Here is a 22,048-nt window from a genome sequence, read left to right on the forward strand (position 1 = left end):
TCGGTTGCGAATGCTCGCGCCGCTATGCTATGTGCTATTCACCATCTATTTAGTACCAAGATCTATACCTTCAATTTGGATATGGATTGTACTAATCGGTAATCCTGTGAAATTCTCTACGGCTGCTCTCACATTCTCCTGCAGATCTCTGCACACTTCCTGCATTCGGATCCCATACCGCACAATCACACTTAATTGAATATCTAATCCTGTGTCCTGTTCTCTTAGTTCGATGCCGTTATATATACGGTTGCCAGTCAATTTTTGTGCAAGTGACTCCACAATCCCGGTACGTTTTGAATCAACATCGTCTCCATCCCCTTTATAAAACTTTTCGTACTACATGCATTTTAGAGATGATGCTTGAACTTCCCTTTATATAAATGATAGTTATTACTATCATTTGATAAAATGATATTTCATTTATGTATATGAAGTCAACCAACTTAGTCAATCATTACAACAACATAACCAAAACAGAAAAAACAGACGTGAATTAGCTCACGTCTGTTTTTTTGAATCAATATATTATGGCATATTTGGATCGACATTTGAAAATGCATCTTTCAGCTTATCACACATCAGATACCAAGCATCTTCTGCGATAGCTATATCTCCATGATGTGTGAATCCATGTGGCACGTCTTCATACTGTTTGAAATGTACCTTCACACCTTGTTGCTTAAGTCTATCTGCATAGTTTCTTGCTTCGGCAGCGAGTGAATCCTTGCTCGCAGTAATAATTAGAGCCTCCGGCAAGCCCTCAAGAGACTCTGCGAACACAGGTGAAGCCAAAGGATTCTGAGCATCGACTGCATTATCCAAATACATTGCGTTAAACATTCTAGCCACTTCCGCAGGAATCGCTTCGGGGAAGCTTGGCTTCAGTGCAGGATCCGTGTGCAAATCAAGTGGCGGATAATCCAGTATCTGCAATACAAATGGCAGTTGATTCCCACGCTGCTTGTTCAACAAACACACAGCTGCTGCTAGGTTCCCTCCTGCACTATGTCCTCCGATGGCCAGTTTCGCTGAATGAATCCCGAAGTCTTCTGGGTGCTCATGCACCCACACAGCTACGTCATAACATTCATGAACTGCTGTAGGAAACTTATGCTCAGGAGCCAAACGGTAATCAATGTTGATGACTACACAACGAGCTTCATGTGCAATGAGTGGGCACCAAGGATCATCTCCTTCAGCATTCCCTGCAATAAAACCACCCCCATGCATATTAATAAATACAGGTAAGGGTGCGCCTGGATCGGGCTGAGGAGTATAAATCAAGACACGAGTTTCACCAACAGAGGTAGGAATGAATACTTCTTGACGTTGTACAGAGAAACTGGAGCTTGGTTTCAGCCCTGAATCAGTATCAATCGAATTCTCACGTATTTGAGTTATCATTTCTTGCTGTTCTTCATTCATAGTCTTCACTCCATTCATTATTCATGGGGTTAATCACTTTGAATCAGTCTGCACTTCGATTTCCTTAATAATCCGAGCCGGATTGCCGCCAACGACTACGTTATCGGGGACATCCTTCGTCACAACCGCACCTGAAGCGATAACGACATTATGACCAATGTTTACGCCAGGGTTGATAATAGCTCTACCCCCAATCCAGACATTGTTGCCGAGGGTAACGGGTTTACCATACTCCGGTCCGGCTGCACGTTGAATAGGATCCAGTGGGTGTGTTGCCGTATAGATATGTACATCTGGTCCCATTAAGCAATGATCTCCGATTCGCACTTCACAGACATCGAGAATGGTGCAGTTAAAATTGGTATAGAAGTGGTTGCCAACATGGATGTTATAGCCATAATCAAAATGAATATTTGGCTCCATGTATAGATGGTCCCCCGTTGACCCCAGCATTTCTTTTAACATCATAACACGAATTTCTCCATCAGACTCTGTCGTTTGATTGTACAACCGCGTCATTCTCCGGATCTGCTCTCTTTCTTGGCTCAGCTGAGGATCTGCAGCATTGTATAGCTCGCCAGCGAGCATTTTCTGTTTTTCTGTCTTAGAGATGGATTCCATAGTTATAATAGCTCCTTCACTTGCGTAAATTTTAATATTTATAATACTTTTTAAATGTATTTTAATTATAGGCTGAATATGTAATAAATCAAGTCTTCCATCCCTGAAATAGAAAAGGCCGCCATGTTGGCGACCTTTTCATGCGATATAATATATTGATTCTCATGTTGAAAATTTATATAGCACCTACGACGGCATGTGGTACATATGGTTCTTCCAAGAATGAAATTTCTTCAGAGGTCAGTTTCACTGACAATGCCCCAACGGCATTATCTAGATGCGAAGTTTTAGTCGCACCGATAATCGGAGCCGCAACTGGTTGTTTCTGTAGTAACCATGCGAGCGCAATCTGTGCCCGAGGGACTTCATATCTGTTTGCAAGTTCTGCAACACGTCCCACAATAACACGATCCGTTTCAATGGTTGCGTCATATTTGGATTTCTGAATGTGATCTGACTCGGATCGTTCAGTTGTTGTCTCAGGATCTCTAGTCAGTCTCCCAGATGCAAGTGGGCTGTAAGGAATAACACCAATCTTCTCCTCCCTACATAAAGGAAGCATCTCTCTTTCTTCTTCGCGATATAGAAGGTTGAGATGGTTTTGCATGGAAACAAAACGAGTCCATCCGTGTACTTCGGCCACATGCAATGCTTTCAAGAACTGCCACGCGTACATTGCGGAAGCACCAATATATCTGACTTTTCCAGCTTTCACCACATCATGCAATGCCTCCATCGTTTCTTCAATGGGAGTATTGTAGTCCCAGCGATGAATTTGGTACAGGTCGATGTAATCCGTGCCTAATCGTTTAAGACTTTTATCTAATTCACTAATAATGGCCTTACGAGATAGCCCACCACCGTTAGGTCCTTCATGCATACGTCCATGGACTTTCGTAGCAATAACGATCTCATCTCGATTAGCAAAATCTTGGAGTGCTCGTCCAAGAATCTCTTCGCTCGCCCCAATGGAATATATATTGGCTGTGTCAAAAAAGTTAATCCCCATCTCGACTGCCTTCTGAATGATTGGACGGCTATTGGCTTCATCAAGCACCCAGGAATGTATCCATTTGTTCGCATCCCCAAATCCCATACAACCAAGGCACAGTCTCGAAACATCCATTCCCGTATTCCCAAGTTTCACGTATTCCATTGATCATTCACTCCTTCAAATGGATGTATTACCCGTTCATGTCTTTTATTATGTACCAAAAGTGAAGTTGGACGTTATCTCATTTATATCAAATGATTGCCTAATCCTCTTAAAAGAATTAATTACAATAACAAAACACCTTCAAGATGATTCCCTTATCTTATGACAAGGATTCATTCTCCTGAAGGTGTTATGTGTTCTCGCGCTATAGTTAAAGGTTAGTACCCTGGTTCGGGTATAACTCTTGTATCATATTTTGACAATGGTATTGCTCTCAATCACCAGACTTCCTAAGGTTTAGTCCAAGTTTACAGTTACATTCACATTGCCTTTGATGGCTTTGGAATATGGACAGTAGTCATGGGCAAGTTTTACGAATTTTTGTGCTTGCTCCTCATCCAATCCGTCAATTCTCACTTCAAGCTCAACTTCCAGCTTAACCCCGTTATCTGAAGGATCGGTCTGAAGCATTACAGTTGCAGTTACTGTGCTTTTTTCAATGCTTACATTGTGTTTCTTCAGTTGATATTCCAATGCTGAATTGAAGCATGCACTATACCCAGCAGCAAACAATTGCTCAGGATTCGTAGCTGTAGTCACTTTACCGCCAAGCTCAGGTGGTGCAGCCACATCAAGCATAAACACAGTATCTGGAGATTGAACGACACCTTGACGTCCACCGGTATTAATCACTGAAGTTTCATATAAAGTTTTCATTGTAATAAGCTCCTCTGCAAATGTTTTAGTTTTTAATTATTCGTTATTTATTTGCTTACAATTGAATTGTACACAATTTAATCGTTGTTGTAAAGCTTTTATTTTCTTTATTTTTCGATTCGTACTTTTAGCTCAACTCAAATCGCCTATGGTGTAGGCTTCTCTTGACACAAATAAAAAGAAGACACCTCATAAGAGATATCCTCCAAACACCATACTATTAAAATTGTCGAGCACTGATCGACATATCAATTTTATGTCCTGTTGAACTGTAGGTATAAACTTTGACGCTTGTTGTGCCTATAACACCGATTCTTATTATATTTTGTTTCCCTTTCTCGAAAGGAACGACAAGTGGTGAAAGACTACCCACAGTAACCTTTGCATAAATAGTATCCGAGCTAGTGTTATGAATCCATAGATCAGCATCTTCTCCGTTCTCAGGATTCAATGTAAATGATCTCTCGTATGCATTGAAACTACTATACGTATCTGGTTTAATAATTTGTAACTCCATTGAATTAATCTCCGGATCGTCAAGGCTCTCTACAGTGATTGATGGATTGGTATACGTCTCTTCTACACGATCTTCTAATGGATCAGCAGTAACTGAATTGGCAGATAGTATTACAGCTAACGCTACACCAACAGCTAACATTCTATTGAATAACAAAAAGTAATTCCTCCTCTAAGGTAGTATGTATTGGTGCTCAAATTACTTATACAATACTATTACCAAAACATGGAATCGTATATAGGACAAAAGTACAAATGTTAATTAATAACATTAATACTAAGTATATAAAATAGTTCAAGTCTTAAGGCCTGTTCTGGAGGGTACTCGATATATAAAAACAAGGCAACCAACAGTGGCTACCTTGTTCTGTAAATGTTATTTAGATAAGTGATGATACACATAAACGATTGCTTATTCGCTTTATCTATGTGAAACTGGTCGGCTCCATCCAACTGAATATCGGGATATTACGAAGGATTCCAAATGAGATGGTTAGACCTAACATGCTATACAACAGCCCATTTTTCAGGTTGACCCAATCCTTCTTCACAGCCACCATATACAACAGATATAGCGGAGCTAATATAAAAATGAGCATATTGTATCGAAAGGCTTCGTGAATATCGAGTCTTAATATAGCCCCGAGTGAACGAGTAATACCACACCCTGGGCAGTAAAGCCCCGTAACTTCATGGAATACACATGGAATGCCAATTCCTGTTAGAGGCAGCCATACTTTTAAATACAGATATCCGGCTCCACCGATCAATATCGTCCCAATCACCTTTTTACGAACAGAAGGATTAGTAGTGATGAGGCGCATGCGCATATTTGTTAATCTCAGATTGAGCCAAAGCATAAGTAATAATGCCCATACCAAAAAGCATCAGAACCAGGTACAGAACCGAGTGATCCTGACTGTATTGTTTCCGTTGGTAATGAACAACTTCTAAATGTTTACCTAATTGATAAGCCCATATGTAACTCCAGATTCCACAAGTCACGAGTGTTAATAACAGATGTTTCAATCCAACGAAATCTCGATCTCCACTAAGTTTGCTCACATCTTCTGTTATCGTATAGAACCAATAAATCCCATACAACCCGCACGTGATAATCGTAAATACAATGGATAAAGCTATACTTCTATTCGTAATCACTCTATTAATCCTCCCCATGTTGTGTAATGAAACATATACTTAATTTATTCTTCACATGGTGGACTATGATTGACACAGGTAAAGACGTACACAATTTCACCTCCTCATAGGGTAATACCTCTCTAGCTTCATTCATACTTTAACTCTACAACCCATAGGAATCATTATGGATATATTCCAGTATATTCATATTGGATCTAGCTGTACACTATTTGTCGAAAAAAACAAAAAAAGCAAACAAAGACTTCCGGAAGAGATCTGATTCCACTTTCTTCAGAACACATCCAAGAGTCTTTGCTTGCTTTAGCAGGTATTCACCTATATATTAGATTGTTTCTTCTTCATTGCCTCATATAATTCCTCATTGGTCAGGTGATTCTCAAAATTCGTGATCAATATGACCTTTTTGTCCTCAGGCGCATATAACACTTCTCGCTGCCACATGAAAAAATGTGGACCGTCACCAATGTTTCTCACTACACCCATAAGTATGCCTAACCAATAGGCCGTTTGCTTCACATCCGTTAGGCAGTCATTCTGATAGAATCCTTGCCACTTGCCATGTTCTCGGTCGATCATGCTCTGATGTGCAGATTCATAAGCTTCCTTGGCTCTACCTAGTTGATAAAATGCATTCATGTAATCTTGTTGCTCATAGTGAGTGTAAGCTTCGCAGCACGCAAGCCCACCCTCAGCAAAGTCAGCATACATCTGGTACTGCAAACCGATGCTGTCATCTAGCAGAACTTTTGCAGTAATTCCGTTTCTGACATCGGCAGTCTTACGCAACATACGCCGATAGCTCTCAAGCGCTTCTCTACATTTTCCCGCATACCACTGAATTTGCTTCGCAAAGTTGCCCTCATCACACGCCCAATTCATGCCTTGCACGGGAGATAAGGTATCCGCCTTTAACCATTGTGAAACGAACTGGCGTGTGCTGTAATTGTAAAACTGATCTCCACAACCCTCATCCGCATGTTTCCCATACCTTGGGGCACAATTAGCATACTTGCGATATAGTTCTGCGATTCCATGATGCTCTCCCTCATAATAGGCACTTACATAACGCTCTGGATAGGTGGAATGATCTAAGTCTCCGTTAGACCATATCTCAGCGATCGCTTGCAAGACATATACATGTGGCTTAATGTTGGAACAATTCACGATCAGGAAGTCATTGACACCTCGTTCTCGTGCATGAACAAGCTCATCCCTAACCATTGTTAATGAATTCGGTAACATCGTCATATGACTTGCTGCCTGTAGATCATAGAATGAGGCATGATAATACACACCATGAGAATCATGCTTCTTATCTTCTGCGGGAAGTGCCTCCGTGCGTGAGTCAACTCCATGTTGTCTTCTGGCAACCATTTTACCGTATCCATTGTCTCCCCATATTTTGATGGTATCCTCAGGGATGGTTAGGTAGCCCTTCTGATATAAATCAACCATTTCGCCATATAAATTCGTACAAAACACAGGATTATCCACCGATTTCCTCACTATAGTGCGCTGTTCTTCCATGATCGAAGCAATCAATCGTCCTCTGCTCTCATCCGTCTCGTAACGTTCATCATCTAGCCAAAATGGTCGATCTCCCTGCCCCCGGAAACCAATGTTCCATATCACCTTCTTATCAGCCTGCTTCTGTACCCCTTGCTCCCACAGCGCTCGGAACAGATCCGGGTGTTCATCAAATGAAGGATTCAGTTCCGGGTAAGCTCTCAGAAACATATCTGCACCAAGGGGTTCTGCGTGATGATGTGTAATCCATAGTCCCATATCTGTGGCCAGTTCACTGTATTTCTTCGAATTATGATCCGTACCCGGAATAACCATGTTACCACCCAGGCGTAATAAGGCTTCCATGACCATGACCCACGGTTCCTCTGTGCTTCCATTCAGCGTCCAATGATTAATCAACACTTCATCGTTAACAAACCACCCACGGTAACGATAAGCAGCTGGGGTCGATTCAATGGTGGACGTCTCGATCTCTATGTAAGGCACCTGTTGCAACACTTGATCATTCCAGAACCAGAACGGCTGAATTCCGAGGAATGTATAGCTCAATTCATTCAGTGCATAAATGCAGCCTAAGCTATCAGAGGCTTGAATGGTGAGCGTCTCGTGATCAATATCAATTATATAAGCTTCCTCTTGTACGTTGCTGTTCTGCTTCAAATAGATGTCACCCGTCGTAATGTCTATATCCCGCGTTGTACTTAATGTAAGTTCAAGATCACGATAGAACCTCTGAATTGCAAGCTGAATCGGTTTCGTATTTAACTCTGAATGAATCTTGGTATCCGACGATAAAATAAACATAAGTACCCTCCAGTATAGAATGAATAACATTTCGTAATAACGCTTTCATTTCTCTGGTTCATAAATCTGATTCATACATCTGCTTCACATCTCATACTATCGTTTCCCCATCAAACCATCAACTAGGACATATCTTAAATTTCAATTAGAAGTTCTTAGAACATGCTCACTATTAATAAAAAAAAGTCGCCATAAGGCGACTCGATAACTACCTGTTAAGGATGATAATCCGTTTCATAAAAGCTTAGGTGAAGCCTTAACCTTACTATCCATTTGCTTCTTTTGAATAATGATATTCCGTACTCTCTTTGCAAGTGTCTTCTAGTCCCGGCTCAACATGAACATGAACAGTGTACACATCGTATTCCCTAAACATTTCATCCTCTACATTCGTTGAGATATCATGCGCTGTCTGAATATCCATGTCCGCACGAACAACGATAACCACATCCACCACCGCGTTGTTTCCATAGTTACGTGCGCGTAAATCTCTAACTTCGTCTACACCATCTACATTCGAAATCGTATCTCGATAAGCAATAATCAATGCTTCGTCGAATCCATCTGTCAGATGATGTGTGGCTTCACGGAAGATTCCCCATGCTGTTTTGCAGATAAGCAGACCTACAAGCACAGCCGTCAATGGATCAAGCCATGGCAAGCCAAATTGAGAACCAACAATACCGATCACCGTTCCAACACTGACCCAAGCATCCGAGATATTATCCTTCGCTGCCGCCATGACAGCCTGACTCTTGATTTTCAAGGCTAGTCTCTTATTGTACCTGTAGACAAAATACATCACCGCAGCACATATGATGCCTGTCCAAGCGGCAATGAGATCAGGAGATTCGCTTTTGCCTTCGAATATGGAGGATGCTGCTTCGTACAACACCTGAAGACCTACGACCATCATGATAAATGAGGCCACTAGCGACGCTACGGTCTCAGCTTTCCAGTGACCATACGTATGATCATGATCTGCCGGCCGCTGAGCCAGTCTCAATCCGACCAGTACGGCTATAGAGGCAACAATATCTGTGGCATTATTTAAACCATCGGCTTTTAGAGCCTCAGAGTTAGATGTATATCCAATAACCATCTTGATTGCAGTCAGACATATGTAAGCAATAATACTGATGATTGCGCCCTTTTCTCCCAATTTTAAATTGTCATACTTCACCTGATCCATCTTTTTTGAATCCTCCTGTTTCCGCATCTTCTTGTTCGCTGTATGATCTTATCACTCGTATATTGTGTGGGTCTAGAGAAACGTTTTGAATCGAGCGAAACTTAATCTGACTGCCGAAAAATTGTGATAGAGGTCAAAATAAATTGGACGAGGTCAACTTTTGAAGGATCGTTGATACGGGATATTCAACTTCTTTAGTAAATATAAAAAAGCAGTGGTGACCACGTCTGTGGTTTGCCACTGCTTGATAAGACTATCTTTCATACATAAGATGGTGAGATAAATTAATAAAATAGAACATTCTCTTTACAAAAACCTAATTAAGACAGCTCAGTCATAGATTCTCTTGTGAAAGGAATTAGATCATCTAAACGACCTTCTTGGATTTTCTTAGCCCATGCAGGATCGACCAGAAGCGCACGACCAATAGCTACCAAGTCGAACTCATTGTTCTGAAGGCGTTGAACCAAACCGTCGATACCAACGTTGCCAGCTCCTTTACCTTCTGTGAACAAACTTGTGAAATCTCCATCAAGACCAATCGATCCCACGGTAATGGTTGGTTTACCAGTGAGCTTTTTCGTCCATCCAGCAAAATTCAGCTCAGAACCTTCGAATTCCGGCTCCCAGAAACGACGTGTAGAGCAGTGGAAAATATCAACACCAGCTTGAACTAGCGGTGCTAGAAGCTGTTCCAGCAATGCAGGTGTCTCAGCAAGCTTCGCTTGATAATCATCTGTCTTCCACTGAGATAAACGAAGCACGATCGGGAATTCTGGTCCTACAGCTTCACGACAAGCTTCAATAACTTCAACCGCAAAGCGTGTGCGTGCCATCATATCTCCACCGTAACGGTCTGTGCGTGAATTAGTTTTCTCATATAAGAATTGGTCAATCAGGTAGCCATGTGCTCCATGAAGCTCGATGCCATCAAATCCAAGACGTTTGGCTTCAGTAGCAGCCTGTGCGAATTCATGAACAATTGAAGCAATGTCTGCTTCAGTATAGTCATTCACATGACCTTTGGCTCCCATATGCCAGATCTGAGGAATAATTCGACCACCCGCATCATGTACTTCAGATACAACCTGAGCCCAACCTTTCAATGCATCTTCCCCATAAAAATGAGGTACATTCGCCTGATTGGATGCATCCGGATGATTAATAATCGTTCCTTCGGTCACGATCAACCCTACTGCATTCTCTGCTCTACGGCGGTAATATCCTGCAACGTTCTCACCTGGAATTCCATCTGGGGAAAATTGGCGAGTCATCGGTGCCATTACAATTCGATTGGACAACTTCAACGTTCCGATCTCAATAGGTTGGAACAGCGCTTCTGCGGTTTGAGAATGATTCATGATTACCTCCATATATTCGTTTTTATTTTGACTACACAGTCAAGAATGAAGCAAAAAAAAGATCAAGAAACGATCATGCCAAATGACGTCCGCAGAACCGTCTCGATCTCTTCACGGGATGAACCCGATTTCCCCATAACCCTTACGCCAGCTATGGTGTTGTTAAGGTAAGCAGCAATCTCACTACTGGTGAAACGATTGGATATTAAGTGCTGCTCTTGACCCTTTAGGATGATCTTCTCTAGAACCATTCGACTCTCTTCGAACATAAGCTCAATCTGTTGTGCAACCTGTTCATCCTCTACTCCGAATTCGAGTGAAGCATTCATCATCAGGCAGCCTTGGCAGCTCGCTTCACTCTCTACTAAAGAATGACGAATCGCATCTAGCTGGTCAAGAGGAGACGAGTGCATAGACTCGATCTCTTTCAACTTGGCAATAGCCTGTTCACGGTATAGCGCGAGCGCCTTCAGGAACAACGAACGCTTGTCACTAAACACACAGTACAAGCTTTGTTTCTTGACGCCTGTTGTGCGTGTGAGATCCTCATAAGAGGTTGCTCTGTAGCCTTGACGCCAAAAAACTTCCATAGACTGCTGCAATACCACATCAGCATCAAATTCTCTTGGTCTACTCATGTGTCTAATGTATCAGTTCTTGACTACGCAGTCAACAACATAATAATCACTGAATAATCATACCTAATAAACCAACAAAGGTTGAAGCCTGATAAGGCGAGATTACACACCCTTTCAGATTTTCGATGTCCACACCGATTACATCAAAATCACAGGTACTTAGGTTAACACCGTTCAACTTGGTACCATGCATTAAGGCTTGATCCATTTTACAATGTCTAAACTGAAGCTGCTCTGAGACCAGATAACTAAGGTCTGTACTGATGAGCGAGCACTCTTCCCATGCAACGTGTTTCATGTTGGAAAATCGGAAATTCGCATAATCTATTAGACTATTGGAGAAGCTAACATTTTTCAATCGACTATCCGAGAAATCGGTTCCGATGAGTTTACAGTTTTTCCAATGTGCACGGTGGATGAAGGCATTCGCGAGATTAACATTAGAGAAATCACAATTTTCAAAAATCACATCTGTAAATTCACAATGCTCTAAACTGGATTCCGATAAAATGACGTTTTTGAACCATACCTTCTCAAAGGAAACTTTGGTCGCCTCCTGATTAGCAAGTGTCATATGTTCAAACCGTTTGTGGTCATATTCCGATTTGGATGTCAGAAAGTGAATTGTTTCGTCGTCAAGCAAATGCTCTTGAATATGGGGAACTTCGATTGTCATCATTACCTCCCTGACTAGTGAACTCATACTACTCTTTTCAATACTTTCACCCAACTTTCCTTCTTCGACAAAATAATGACCTAGACATTAGTATGCCGAACAAAGGTTAGTAAAGGTATCTTGTTCCTCTTAAATCATTGCCTAATCCTATCAACACTACTGTTATGGTAGTCCATTATCACATATAATAAAGCCTGACAAAAGTGCAAGGAGGATTCCAATGCCCGAAAGAAATCTTGAGCAGCAACACATAGAACTGACCGAGATGATTAAACGTCACACCCTTCTGAAGGGCTCCATTAAAACGATCATTCCTTCGCTGTTCTTCTTTCGCTACTCCAAACTGACGGAGCCTCAATACCGCATATACAATCCGTCGTTCTGCATCATCGCCCAGGGAAAGAAGGAAATTTTGCTCGCACAGGAAAGATTTGAATACAGTCCTTCTAATTATCTCTTAGCTTCCATGAATCTACCCGTCGTGGGTCAAGTGATCAAAGCATCACCTGAAATGCCTTACCTCAGTCTCAAACTTGAATTTACACCGAATCAGATTCTTGAAGTCCTGAACGAATGTGATCTGAAAGTAAAAGCAACAGAAAACGCGAGACGAGCCTTGTTTGTAGGTCAGATGGAATCGTCCATTCATGATGCCGTTATTCGTCTCGTTCGTCTGCTGGATACGCCGGAAGAAATCCCGTTTCTCGCTCCGTTATATACGAAAGAGATATTGTATCGGCTTCTGCGGGGTTCGTATGGAAACGAATTGGCGCAGATTGCCGTTAAAGACAGTAGTACTTATCGAATCAGAGAGTCTATTGAATATATGATCCGCCATTGGGAGCAATCTTTTCGAATCGAAGACCTTGCAGAGAAAGCCCGCATGAGCGTTTCTTCTTTCCATCGCCACTTCAAAGAAATTACAGCGATGAGTCCAATTCAGTTCCAGAAACAAATGCGATTACAGGAAGCACGCCGAATCCTATTAGCTGAATCGGCGGATGCTGCTGATGTGGCCTACAGAGTTGGTTACGAGAGTGCTTCACAGTTTAGTCGCGAATACTCACGGATGTTTGGTTCACCACCGAGAACAGACATCAAAAAGCTAAGAGAAAAATACGATCTAATTGGGAACAATGTGTAGGGATCAAACTTAGACTATATTAGGTCTATATTCGGACTATTGTTAGATCTATAGCTCGTCTATAACTGGTTCTATAACTAGATCTAATCTTTAGCTGGTTCTATATTGGATTTATAGCTAAAAAGTTCTTAGTTCGTGTCCTATTGTTAAAACTTTAGACAAGAAAAAACCGCGCATTATGCGCGGTGTGGTCATTTGATCACATGATTATTTATGCATATATTCACACATTCATATCAACTCAGATTATTTTACTCATACCATTTGTACTCAAGCTCAACCTTATGAATGGCTATATTGCACTTGGTGTAACCGACTGTAAATGCCTCCGGCTGCAACAAGCTCCTGATGACTCCCCTGCTCAGCGATCCCGTCTTCGTTCACAACGATGATGCGATCCGCATTTTGAATCGTGGTCAATCGATGTGCAATAACAAGGGTTGTTCTGCCTACTGACAGCTCAGCTAAAGATTTCTGGATCAACGCTTCCGTCTCCGTATCTAGTGCAGAAGTTGCTTCGTCCAAAATAAGAATCGGTGGATTCTTCAAGAACATACGCGCGATAGACAGACGTTGTTTCTGTCCTCCCGACAGCTTGACTCCTCGCTCACCAATGACGGTGTCCATACCATCCGGAAGACTTCGAATGAGTTCTTCCAAGGAAGCGCGACGCGCTGCATCCCAGATCTGATCATCTGTTGCAGATAGATCACCGTACGCAATATTTTCCTTAATGGTACCTGAGAAAAGGAATACATCTTGCTGTACAATCCCGATCTGTCTGCGTAACGATTCCAACTTCACCTCTCGGATATCGATCCCATCTACGGTGATTCGTCCTTCCTGTACTTCATAGAAACGTGGAAGCAAGCTACAGATGGTTGTTTTCCCCGCACCGGAAGGCCCAACGAATGCAACGGTCTCTCCTGGTTTGACTGTAAGGCTAATGTCGTTAAGTATTCGGCGGCTGTCCTCATAACCAAACGAAACATGCTCGAAGCGAATATCACCACGGACATTGGTAAGTTCGACCGCATTTTTGGCATCTGCAATCTCGGGTTCAGTGTCGATAATCTCCAAGTAACGTTTGAATCCTGCTATGCCCTTCGGATAACTTTCAATGACAGCATTAATCTTCTCAATTGGACGGAAGAATATATTCGACAGCAACAAGAATGCCATGAATTCACCCATATCAATTTTGCCTTCAATGAAGAACCAAGCACCGCATACCATGACAAACACTGTAACCAGCCGCATCAGCATATAACTCACTGAAATGCTTTTTGCCATCGTTTTGTACGCCAGCAGCTTGGTCTTACGGAAGTTCTCGTTATCTACCGAAAAGAGTTTCTTCTCATGCTCTTCATTGGCAAAGGATTGTACAACACGAATTCCACCAACGTTATCTTCAATACGAGCATTAAAATTACCTACATCACCGAATAGGCGTCGATAGGTCTTCGTCATACGTCCACCAAATACAATAATAATCCATCCCATGAACGGGATAATAATAAACGTTAATAGCGCAAGTTCCAGATTAATATACGCCATAAGTGAGAATGAGCCGATTAACGTCATAATTGCGATAAATACATCTTCGGGGCCATGGTGAGCAACCTCCCCAATATCATTCAGATCGTTCGTGAGATGACCAATGAGATGACCTGTCTTGCGATTATCGAAGAAACGGAAGGAAAGCTTCTGTAAATGAGCAAACATTTTGGCTCGCATGTTGGTCTCAATATTAATTCCTAACATATGTCCCCAATAGGTAACAACATAGTTCAGGACGGTATTTAATGCGTAAATCGCAAGTAATGCGACTGATGCAAGTAAGATCAAAGGCCAATCCTGTCCTGGCAACAGATCATTAATAAATTTGCTCACGGCTAGCGGAAAAGCTAGCTCGAGTAGACCCGCAACGACCGCACAACCAAAGTCGATCATAAACAATTTCTTATACGGGCGGTAATACGAGAAAAAACGACGAATCATTCTTAGTCACTCTCCAAATCCTTAGTGTTACTAGCCTGTTCTTCTTCGAGTTCGAAGAGATGAATATACTCATCAATCACCTGATCCATAGCCTTCAGCTCGCCGCTGATTACAGGACGAATATGCTCGAACTCTTCTTGTGTCAGTTGTCTAGCCAGTGTAGTCCGATGATTCTGCATTTGCTCAAGAAACAGCAAGACTCTACCTCTGCGAAACGTTTGGGCACCACCGCCACCTCGACCACCAAATGGCTTACCATGTCCTCCACCACGTCCAGACCGTTCACCATGACGTTCTCCTTCGCCCCTGCCACGGCCAGAACGCTCATTCAAGATCCCTTCTCTACCTCGTTCATCGTTGCGTCGATCTTTCATCTCACAACACTCCTCTAGGTATGTATATAATCGCATGCGTTAATGTATACAATCGTATACAAACAGGAAGGGACTGTCAACCCATCTATTCCATATATTTCAATCCTGATTTGACTTTAATCTAATAACATACATCACATGCTCTTTCAATATTCCGTTGACTACGATGGATTGAACCCCCGTTTGTCTGAAGCCTGCTTTCTCAAGAACCTTGATCGAGCCTATATTGTCTGGTAATGCACCTGCTTCCAGGCGCTCAATGCCTACTTCGTGCAAAGCAAAATCAAATAACTGCTGCAATGCTTCGCTCATGTAGCCATGACCGTTATGATGTTGGTCTAGAACATAACCCACAATCCATTTTTTGGCCATGTTCAGCTCTATTTCGAACATGGAAACTTCTCCAATGAGCTCGTCCGTGGAACGAAGGAAAATACCAAAGGAATATCTTGTTCCATCCTCCCTAGCCTGAACCCACTTCTCCAATAGCGCTACTTGACCTTCCAACGTATAGAAAGCCTCTGTTCGTTCACTAGCCGTTATCTTTTTAAAGACTTCCCGGTTTTTTATCTGTAAATTCAACATATCTCGCGCATCTTCCACACTTAATAATCGAATGTAGATTCGCTGCCCATCATACCTCTTCATATCCAGTCACCTCTTCATCATTGAAGTCAGCATATTACAAGAAAAAGTCGCCTGATGGCGACTTTCCCAGTCTTACAAATTAATCACCCAGCAACGTTAATTCCTCGTCCAGCTCCGACAAACGTTTACGAATAACTTCAACCACTGTCTGTTGCTGAGCAATATCATCTATTAGCTGGATTTCCACTTCTTTGTGCGCCTCTCGATCCTGTGATGTTGAGGAGCGATGCTGCTCGAGTTGTTGCTTTTTCACCTCGATAACTTCTTCGGCTTCCTTCAGATGCTCCTCCGTCTGACCAATCTGGTATTCCAAATAAGTTATATCCGACGAAGCAGCGGTGTGAGTGGCTCGCTGTGAATACGTCATAGTTCACCTCATTTCACAGTTCATGACGATTGAAAAGTCTCATCTTATGATGAAATAGACTCCACTGCATGTTCAAGCCTATAAGGCTCAATATCGATGTCCAGCTCCATATCCAGTGCTAATTTGGCTAATTGATTGCCGATGAATGGCCCCATAGTTAGTCCCGATGCGCCAAGCCCATTGGCTGCGATCATGCCCGACCATCCAGGGACTTCACCAAGCACGGGAAGGAATCCCGGCGTGAATGGTCTGAAGCCTACACGCACTTCATCAAAGGTGCTATCTGCTAGCCCAGGTGCCAGTTCTAGCCCTTTGTGTAAAATTTCCTGCATCCCACCTGGTGTTACTCTTGTATCGTATCCTACAATTTCGTTCTCATGTGTAGCACCAATAACAACTTTCTGATGGTCAAATGTAAGCAAATATTGATCCGTAGGCGGCATGACAACAGGCCATTTGCCCGCATCATGATGATCCGCAACCTGTAGATGCATAATCTGCGCCTTCTGGAAGCTAACTTTAAATTCCATGCCCAATGGTCTTAATATCGATTGCGCCCATGCGCCTGCACAGACAACGACCGTATCGGCTTTTAGATTTTGTCCGTTTACATGTACGCCGCTTACACGTGTTTCCTCATATAAGAGAGATGCATCTCCTTCAATTAGAACTGCGCCGTGTCTCTGTGCAGATCGAATCAATGCATCACGCAGTGCACGTCCATCAATTCGAGCAGCTCCGCTAATATATAGAGAATGATAGCCTTGTTCGAGCAGCGGAAAGTTCGCAAGAGTCTCTGCCTCATCCATTCGAATGATATCTCCAATCTCTGGTGCGTCTACCTTCCGCTGCTGTGCCCGTTCTTCCATCTTGTAAATTTTCTCTATATCCCGATGGATGCTGAGAGCGCCAACTCTCGCATAGCCCGTTTCTGTTTCCCCTTCACGTTCTAAATCTTCAATTAACCCTGGATAAAAACGAGCTCCAGCCTTGGCAAGCTGGTACCAAGCTTGATTACGCCGTTGGGATAACCAAGGACAGATGATACCCGCAGCGGCATCCGTTGCTTGGCCTGCATCCTTTCGATCAACGATATGTACGTCTGCTCCTAATTTAGCCAATTGATAAGCAGTCGCTGCGCCAAGTATGCCTGAACCTACTACGATAACTTTCTTCATTATTACATTCCCTTCCTAGATCACTTCACTCATTATAACTATATTAAATCCTTGTAGCTATGCGATCGAATTAGCGAGAATTGCTTCGCTAGAAAATGCGGCGAATACGGCATATCTGAACGAAGCCACGCAACAATTGTACCAATCAACGCAGATGACCCATACCAAATGGCAATTTCCTTATGGATGCCTACATTAAAAAGCGGGCTATGGCTTTCCATTTTTTCGATTTTGGCTGTAACCAGTTTGCTTAACAATTTCAATAACCCTTCGGTAAAGATCGGTGTTCGCTTGGAAGCAAGCACCACTTTATAAAATTTCGAATTCTCGGCAAAATGCTCAAGCAATTTGACGAGCACCGGCCAAGGCTCATCCTCATTTGCTTCATTCTCAAATAAAGCACCGTGATCTTGAACGATTCCTTCAATCTGTTCAATCATCTCGTCAGCCATCTTCTCCATCATATCTGTGATATCACGATAATGAAGATAAAAGGTTACCCGGTTAATGGTTGCTCGTTCCGCTATGCGGTTAACAGATAACTTCTCAATATCCATCTCTTGCAGCAAATCAACAAAGGCCTCGCGAATGAGCTGTCTCGTTCTCAGAATACGAGGATCTGTAGGTGTAGACGACTTTTTGTCTTGTCTCATCATCATCTTCATCTCCTTCAATTTTTTAACATTACAATTTAAAATAATGAGTCGTTTATGTTCGGAATACACAACAGATATACGCGTTATGTAAAATAAGCAACGGTTATGACCCAATTCGTAAATTGTAATCTGTGTGAATATGTATATAATTCAATAAATACAATGTAAACTATACAACACATTGTAAATTTAGTCGATGTGCTGATTGAAAGGATTGAATAGTTTGAGTCAGATTAGAGAAAAAGATAGCGTGCGAAAGGGACCTATACTGTTCGTAATGATTTTGGGTGCATTTCTCGCTACCTTGAATCAGACAGTCATGAGTGTAGCTGTACCTGAGCTGATGGGTGATTTTAATATCACTGCTGCTACAGCTCAATGGTTAACAACAGGTTATATGTTGGTGAATGGCGTACTCATCCCAATTACAGCCTATTTTATGCAACGCTTTTCCACAAGGCAGTTATTTCAAGCCTCCATGTTCATTTTCCTGTTAGGTACCATAGTATCAGCTATTGCGACGAACTTTGGTACATTGTTAACTGGACGAATGATACAAGCTGCTGGTGCCGGTATTATTATGCCACTATTAATGAATGTCATCTTGACGTTATTCCCTCCTGATAAACGAGGCGCGGCGATGGGAATGGTCGGATTCGCTATCATATTTGCTCCCGCAATCGGCCCTACGCTCGCTGGTTATATTCTAGAGAACTACACCTGGGAAACGATGTTCTACGGCATGATCCCATTGACTTTAATTGTAATTGTCTGTGGATTTATATACCTCAAGAATGTATCAGAGCGAGTCGAGACCAAGCTCGATATGCTCAGCGTTATTTTATCCACTGTTGGATTCGGCGCATTGCTGTATGGGTTCAGCCGTGCAGGAAGTGCAGGCTGGTCCAGCGTGGAAGTTATAACTTTTCTAATCATAGGCATTATTGCACTTGGTCTCTTCACATGGAGACAGCTAAGCTCGGCAGCTCCACTGCTTGATCTTCGTGCATTTAAGTATAATATGTTCTCTTTAACCACGATCATTAGTATTGCAATTACGATGGTCATGTACGCGGACATGATGCTGCTTCCGCTCTATCTGCAAAATGCCCGTGGGTACACGGCACTGGAGTCAGGGTTGTTGTTACTTCCCGGAGCGCTTGTCATGGGTTTCCTCATGCCAGTAACGGGTAGATTGTTCGACCGATTCGGTGCCAAATGGCTGGCAATCATCGGAATGATCATAACGATCGTAACTACGATTGGATTTATTGATTTGTCAGATTCAACAAGCTACACCTACTTGTTATTGATGTCCACTGGACGTCGGATTGGGATGGCGCTACTCCTCATGCCGATTCAAACTGCTGGTTTGAATCAACTACCTGCTAAACTGGGCGCACACGGTACGGCGATCTCCAACACAGTAAGACAGGTAGCTGGTGCTGTGGGTACATCCGTGCTCGTAAGTGTCATGACAACCCGCACTGCAACTCATCTGCAAGATACGTTGGCTACAGGTACAGCGCAGGGTGTTACTCAGCAACAGTTAATGACACAATCCATGATTCAAGGGATCAATGACGCATATGTTGTCATTATTGGTATCTCTGTCATCGGACTATTGTTATCCTTCTTCATCAAACGAACCAAACCCGCTACAGAAGAAGAACCTCAACGTGCTGTTGGGAAGAAAGTTTCCGTGAATCCGAACTAATGGATAGTTAGATTATTGATTCATATGTATGCATTTATGACAACCACACTATTAAATAGTAGTGTATAGGAAAAGCGACGGGGCAGAATGTCATATGCATTCACTCCGTCGCTTCTTTTGTTGATATATCATCTTATCTTCATGACAGGAGTCCTCAACGCTAGGGTGTAAACTTATTTTTAATGAGTGGAATAGGGAAGCTGCTGCCGAAGCTGGAGGCATATATAACCATCCCCTATCCGAAACCGTTGTTTTATGGCGAAGGAAGCGACGAATACCCGGTACCATTTCTTGGATATGCCTACGTGCCAGGAGATTTCCCAATCGGTTTGACGGAAGAACGCCGGGCTTTATCGGCAGAGACGCTGGCGAAATTTTTGCGGAGATTGCATGAGTTTCCGGTGCAGGCGGCGCTGAAGTGCGGAGTTCAACAAGATCATCGAAACTTGACGGACATAGCATCGCGCAAATTGAAATTGGAGGGCTATCTATCGAAGCTGGTTGAACACTTGTCGCCGGAGGAGTCCGGTGTGATCGAAGCGTATATTGGCAGGCTGCAGAAGGAGCGTATCGAGGGAGTCTATGCAGTTCTACATGGCGATCTTCATTTCAAAAATATGCTTGTGAATGAGAACGGGATCGTTTCCGGCATCATTGATTGGGGCGATCTGAGCATAGGTCATCCGGCTTGCGATTTGAGCGTTGCTTATAGCTTTTTACCACCTTACGCTCGCGGAGTGTTTTTCGAAACGTACGGAGGAGCGGACGAGGAAACGAAGCTGCTGGCGCGGCTGATCGCGGTATACATCCCCATACTGATCTTAATGCAAGCGGTTGATGATGGGAATGAGGCGATTGCGGCAGAGGCGAAATCCAATATCATGCGGGCACTTTCGGATTAGGCTCCTTATTTCGTTTCGGCTATGGCGCTATGGCTATCGGCACCACTTTGTCGTTTACATACCGACAATTTAATACAATGCTTATTTTCTAATAACAAACAGCACAAAAAAAGAGCCGCGATTCCGTGGCTCTTAACATACCAATCTCCGGATAACGATGAAAATTCCTCCGCCAATCTATCAAACGAGGCTGAAGTTCTTGTGCAAGTTGATATAAATCGGTATGTTGCATTATTGCTCATTCCCTTCTTGTTGTTCCGGTGAAACCAGCCGAGAGTAAATAGCATCTGCAGAGAAAGCGATATGCTTTTTCAACGTATCGCGTGATCTAGCAGGATCATGAGCCTTCAAAGCCTCCAAAATCTCTCTATGTACACCCTGATTAAGAGATCGAACATGTTCGTTATAAGGCATGAGATCCAGTGCTGGATTGATCTTGGTTCGAATCTGTCTTACCGCTGACTCCACATAAGGATTCCCCGATGCTTTTGCGATGGTCAGATGGAACTTAACATCAAGCGCCCGGAACCATTCCCGCGAGCAATCTGGCTGTACACTCTGCTCAATATAGCGTTCAAGCAACTCCAGCTCGCCTGCGGTGATCCGCTCAGCAGCCAGAAAAGCACCTTCTGGCTCAACAATCGTACGATATTCGAACACATGTAACATTTGATCCCAGTCCCGCATAATCTCTTCCTTGGTTCGCTTATATGCATTGGCTGTGATCGGAAGGATAAACGTGCCTCCCTTGGCTCCCACACGCTTCTCGATTAAGCCTTTGGCTTCCAGGACAGACAGTGCTTCACGCACTGTAATTCGGCTGGCATTGAAAATTTCAGCTAACTCTCTTTCGGAAGGGAGCTGATCCTCACTCAACATTTCCTTGAGTATTATGGCTTCCTCCAACTGCTCCCTAATAAATTCACTAACCTTTATTGCGGAAACTTTCTCAAATTGGAAAGTCTGTTGGTTAAGCATATGCACCCTCCGATTGATCTATTGTCTAAACCTTATACCATTAAACATATACTCTTAATATAATTCCGAGTAAACTGATATGCAATCGTTTTTTTCAAAATTTATCTAGACGATAAATACATCTCAATAAAAGTCTCCGGCACTTCTTTAGGCGATATTCCTTATCGTGACATTCAACCGTAATTCTTTCATGGAATATATACACTTAAACACAAAAGAAAAAGCCCCTCTCCCTTCTTATTAAGAAAGGATTGGGGCAATTCATTGCGTTTACACGTTAAAC

23 protein-coding genes are annotated in these 22,048 nt (G+C 42.7%); 3 read left to right on the top strand and 20 right to left on the bottom strand.

The window, feature by feature from the left end:
- Nucleotides 1-45 precede the first annotated feature (45 nt).
- The 13 genes from J2T19_RS14935 to J2T19_RS14995 all read right to left on the bottom strand — a co-directional run bounded on the left by J2T19_RS14935 (nt 46) and on the right by J2T19_RS14995 (nt 11,800).
- Nucleotides 46-282, bottom strand: coding sequence for an Asp23/Gls24 family envelope stress response protein (locus J2T19_RS14935; RefSeq protein WP_307217003.1), 237 nt, complete (start codon nt 280-282; stop codon nt 46-48).
- Between the two features lie 246 nt (nt 283-528).
- Nucleotides 529-1,428, bottom strand: coding sequence for an alpha/beta hydrolase (locus J2T19_RS14940; protein ID WP_307217005.1), 900 nt, complete (start codon nt 1,426-1,428; stop codon nt 529-531).
- A gap of 33 nt (nt 1,429-1,461) precedes the next feature.
- Nucleotides 1,462-2,049: a sugar O-acetyltransferase gene (locus J2T19_RS14945; protein ID WP_307217007.1), complete on the bottom strand. Its 588-nt coding sequence runs from the start codon at nt 2,047-2,049 to the stop codon at nt 1,462-1,464.
- A gap of 175 nt (nt 2,050-2,224) precedes the next feature.
- Nucleotides 2,225-3,205, bottom strand: coding sequence for an aldo/keto reductase (locus J2T19_RS14950; RefSeq protein WP_307217009.1), 981 nt, complete (start codon nt 3,203-3,205; stop codon nt 2,225-2,227).
- Between the two features lie 297 nt (nt 3,206-3,502).
- Nucleotides 3,503-3,922, bottom strand: coding sequence for an organic hydroperoxide resistance protein (locus J2T19_RS14955; RefSeq protein WP_056691897.1), 420 nt, complete (start codon nt 3,920-3,922; stop codon nt 3,503-3,505).
- 220 nt (nt 3,923-4,142) lie between these two features.
- Nucleotides 4,143-4,580, bottom strand: coding sequence for a hypothetical protein (locus J2T19_RS14960; protein WP_307217011.1), 438 nt, complete (start codon nt 4,578-4,580; stop codon nt 4,143-4,145).
- 283 nt (nt 4,581-4,863) lie between these two features.
- On the bottom strand, nt 4,864-5,268 hold the full coding sequence (locus J2T19_RS14965) for a DUF2752 domain-containing protein (RefSeq protein WP_307217013.1): 405 nt from the start codon (nt 5,266-5,268) through the stop codon (nt 4,864-4,866).
- Nucleotides 5,243-5,599, bottom strand: coding sequence for a DUF4234 domain-containing protein (locus J2T19_RS14970; protein ID WP_145047580.1), 357 nt, complete (start codon nt 5,597-5,599; stop codon nt 5,243-5,245). The genes J2T19_RS14965 and J2T19_RS14970 overlap by 26 nt, the downstream gene beginning before the upstream one ends.
- Before the next feature lie 318 nt (nt 5,600-5,917).
- Nucleotides 5,918-7,933 (bottom strand): glycosyl hydrolase 115 family protein, encoded by a 2,016-nt coding sequence (locus J2T19_RS14975; RefSeq protein WP_307217015.1) that lies wholly within the window; start codon nt 7,931-7,933, stop codon nt 5,918-5,920.
- Between the two features lie 265 nt (nt 7,934-8,198).
- Nucleotides 8,199-9,125 carry a cation diffusion facilitator family transporter gene (locus J2T19_RS14980; protein WP_307217017.1) on the bottom strand — a complete coding sequence of 309 codons (927 nt, stop codon included), beginning with the start codon at nt 9,123-9,125 and terminating at the stop codon, nt 8,199-8,201.
- A gap of 320 nt (nt 9,126-9,445) precedes the next feature.
- Nucleotides 9,446-10,486 carry an NADH:flavin oxidoreductase gene (locus tag J2T19_RS14985; protein WP_307217019.1) on the bottom strand — a complete coding sequence of 347 codons (1,041 nt, stop codon included), beginning with the start codon at nt 10,484-10,486 and terminating at the stop codon, nt 9,446-9,448.
- Between the two features lie 62 nt (nt 10,487-10,548).
- Entirely contained in the window at nt 10,549-11,124 is a 576-nt protein-coding gene (locus J2T19_RS14990; protein WP_307217021.1) for a TetR/AcrR family transcriptional regulator, read from the bottom strand.
- Nucleotides 11,125-11,170: 46 nt separating this feature from the next.
- Nucleotides 11,171-11,800 (bottom strand): pentapeptide repeat-containing protein, encoded by a 630-nt coding sequence (locus tag J2T19_RS14995; RefSeq protein ID WP_307217023.1) that lies wholly within the window; start codon nt 11,798-11,800, stop codon nt 11,171-11,173.
- Between the two features lie 220 nt (nt 11,801-12,020).
- Here J2T19_RS14995 and J2T19_RS15000 point away from each other — a divergent pair, with 220 nt between their 5' ends.
- Nucleotides 12,021-12,944 (top strand): AraC family transcriptional regulator, encoded by a 924-nt coding sequence (locus tag J2T19_RS15000; protein ID WP_307217025.1) that lies wholly within the window; start codon nt 12,021-12,023, stop codon nt 12,942-12,944.
- A gap of 282 nt (nt 12,945-13,226) precedes the next feature.
- On the opposite strand, the gene J2T19_RS15005 is transcribed toward J2T19_RS15000, so the two are convergent.
- The 6 genes from J2T19_RS15005 to J2T19_RS15030 form a co-directional block, all read right to left on the bottom strand.
- Nucleotides 13,227-14,945, bottom strand: coding sequence for an ABC transporter ATP-binding protein (locus J2T19_RS15005; RefSeq protein ID WP_307217027.1), 1,719 nt, complete (start codon nt 14,943-14,945; stop codon nt 13,227-13,229).
- A gap of 2 nt (nt 14,946-14,947) precedes the next feature.
- Complete coding sequence (locus J2T19_RS15010; protein WP_307217030.1) at nt 14,948-15,319, bottom strand: hypothetical protein; 372 nt, start codon at nt 15,317-15,319, stop codon at nt 14,948-14,950.
- A gap of 99 nt (nt 15,320-15,418) precedes the next feature.
- The gene (locus J2T19_RS15015; RefSeq protein ID WP_307217032.1) at nt 15,419-15,967 is read right to left on the bottom strand and encodes a GNAT family N-acetyltransferase; all 549 of its coding nucleotides are present in this window, start codon (nt 15,965-15,967) and stop codon (nt 15,419-15,421) included.
- 79 nt (nt 15,968-16,046) lie between these two features.
- A complete protein-coding gene (locus J2T19_RS15020) occupies nt 16,047-16,334 on the bottom strand; it encodes a hypothetical protein (protein ID WP_307217034.1) in 288 nt (95 codons plus the stop codon).
- 44 nt (nt 16,335-16,378) lie between these two features.
- Nucleotides 16,379-17,512 carry an NAD(P)/FAD-dependent oxidoreductase gene (locus tag J2T19_RS15025; RefSeq protein WP_307217036.1) on the bottom strand — a complete coding sequence of 378 codons (1,134 nt, stop codon included), beginning with the start codon at nt 17,510-17,512 and terminating at the stop codon, nt 16,379-16,381.
- Between the two features lie 38 nt (nt 17,513-17,550).
- Complete coding sequence (locus J2T19_RS15030) at nt 17,551-18,165, bottom strand: TetR/AcrR family transcriptional regulator (protein ID WP_307217127.1); 615 nt, start codon at nt 18,163-18,165, stop codon at nt 17,551-17,553.
- A gap of 280 nt (nt 18,166-18,445) precedes the next feature.
- On the opposite strand from J2T19_RS15030, the gene J2T19_RS15035 reads away from it, so the two are divergent.
- Together J2T19_RS15035 and J2T19_RS15040 are read left to right on the top strand one after the other, a co-directional pair.
- Nucleotides 18,446-19,885 carry a DHA2 family efflux MFS transporter permease subunit gene (locus J2T19_RS15035; RefSeq protein WP_307217130.1) on the top strand — a complete coding sequence of 480 codons (1,440 nt, stop codon included), beginning with the start codon at nt 18,446-18,448 and terminating at the stop codon, nt 19,883-19,885.
- A gap of 182 nt (nt 19,886-20,067) precedes the next feature.
- A complete protein-coding gene (locus J2T19_RS15040; protein WP_307217039.1) occupies nt 20,068-20,787 on the top strand; it encodes a phosphotransferase in 720 nt (239 codons plus the stop codon).
- A gap of 231 nt (nt 20,788-21,018) precedes the next feature.
- On the opposite strand, the gene J2T19_RS15045 is transcribed toward J2T19_RS15040, so the two are convergent.
- Nucleotides 21,019-21,765 carry a FadR/GntR family transcriptional regulator gene (locus J2T19_RS15045; protein ID WP_307217041.1) on the bottom strand — a complete coding sequence of 249 codons (747 nt, stop codon included), beginning with the start codon at nt 21,763-21,765 and terminating at the stop codon, nt 21,019-21,021.
- Nucleotides 21,766-22,048: the final 283 nt, after the last annotated feature.

It is taken from the genome of Paenibacillus tundrae (assembly GCF_030812775.1).
Taxonomy (GTDB): Bacteria; Bacillota; Bacilli; order Paenibacillales; family Paenibacillaceae; genus Paenibacillus; species Paenibacillus tundrae_A.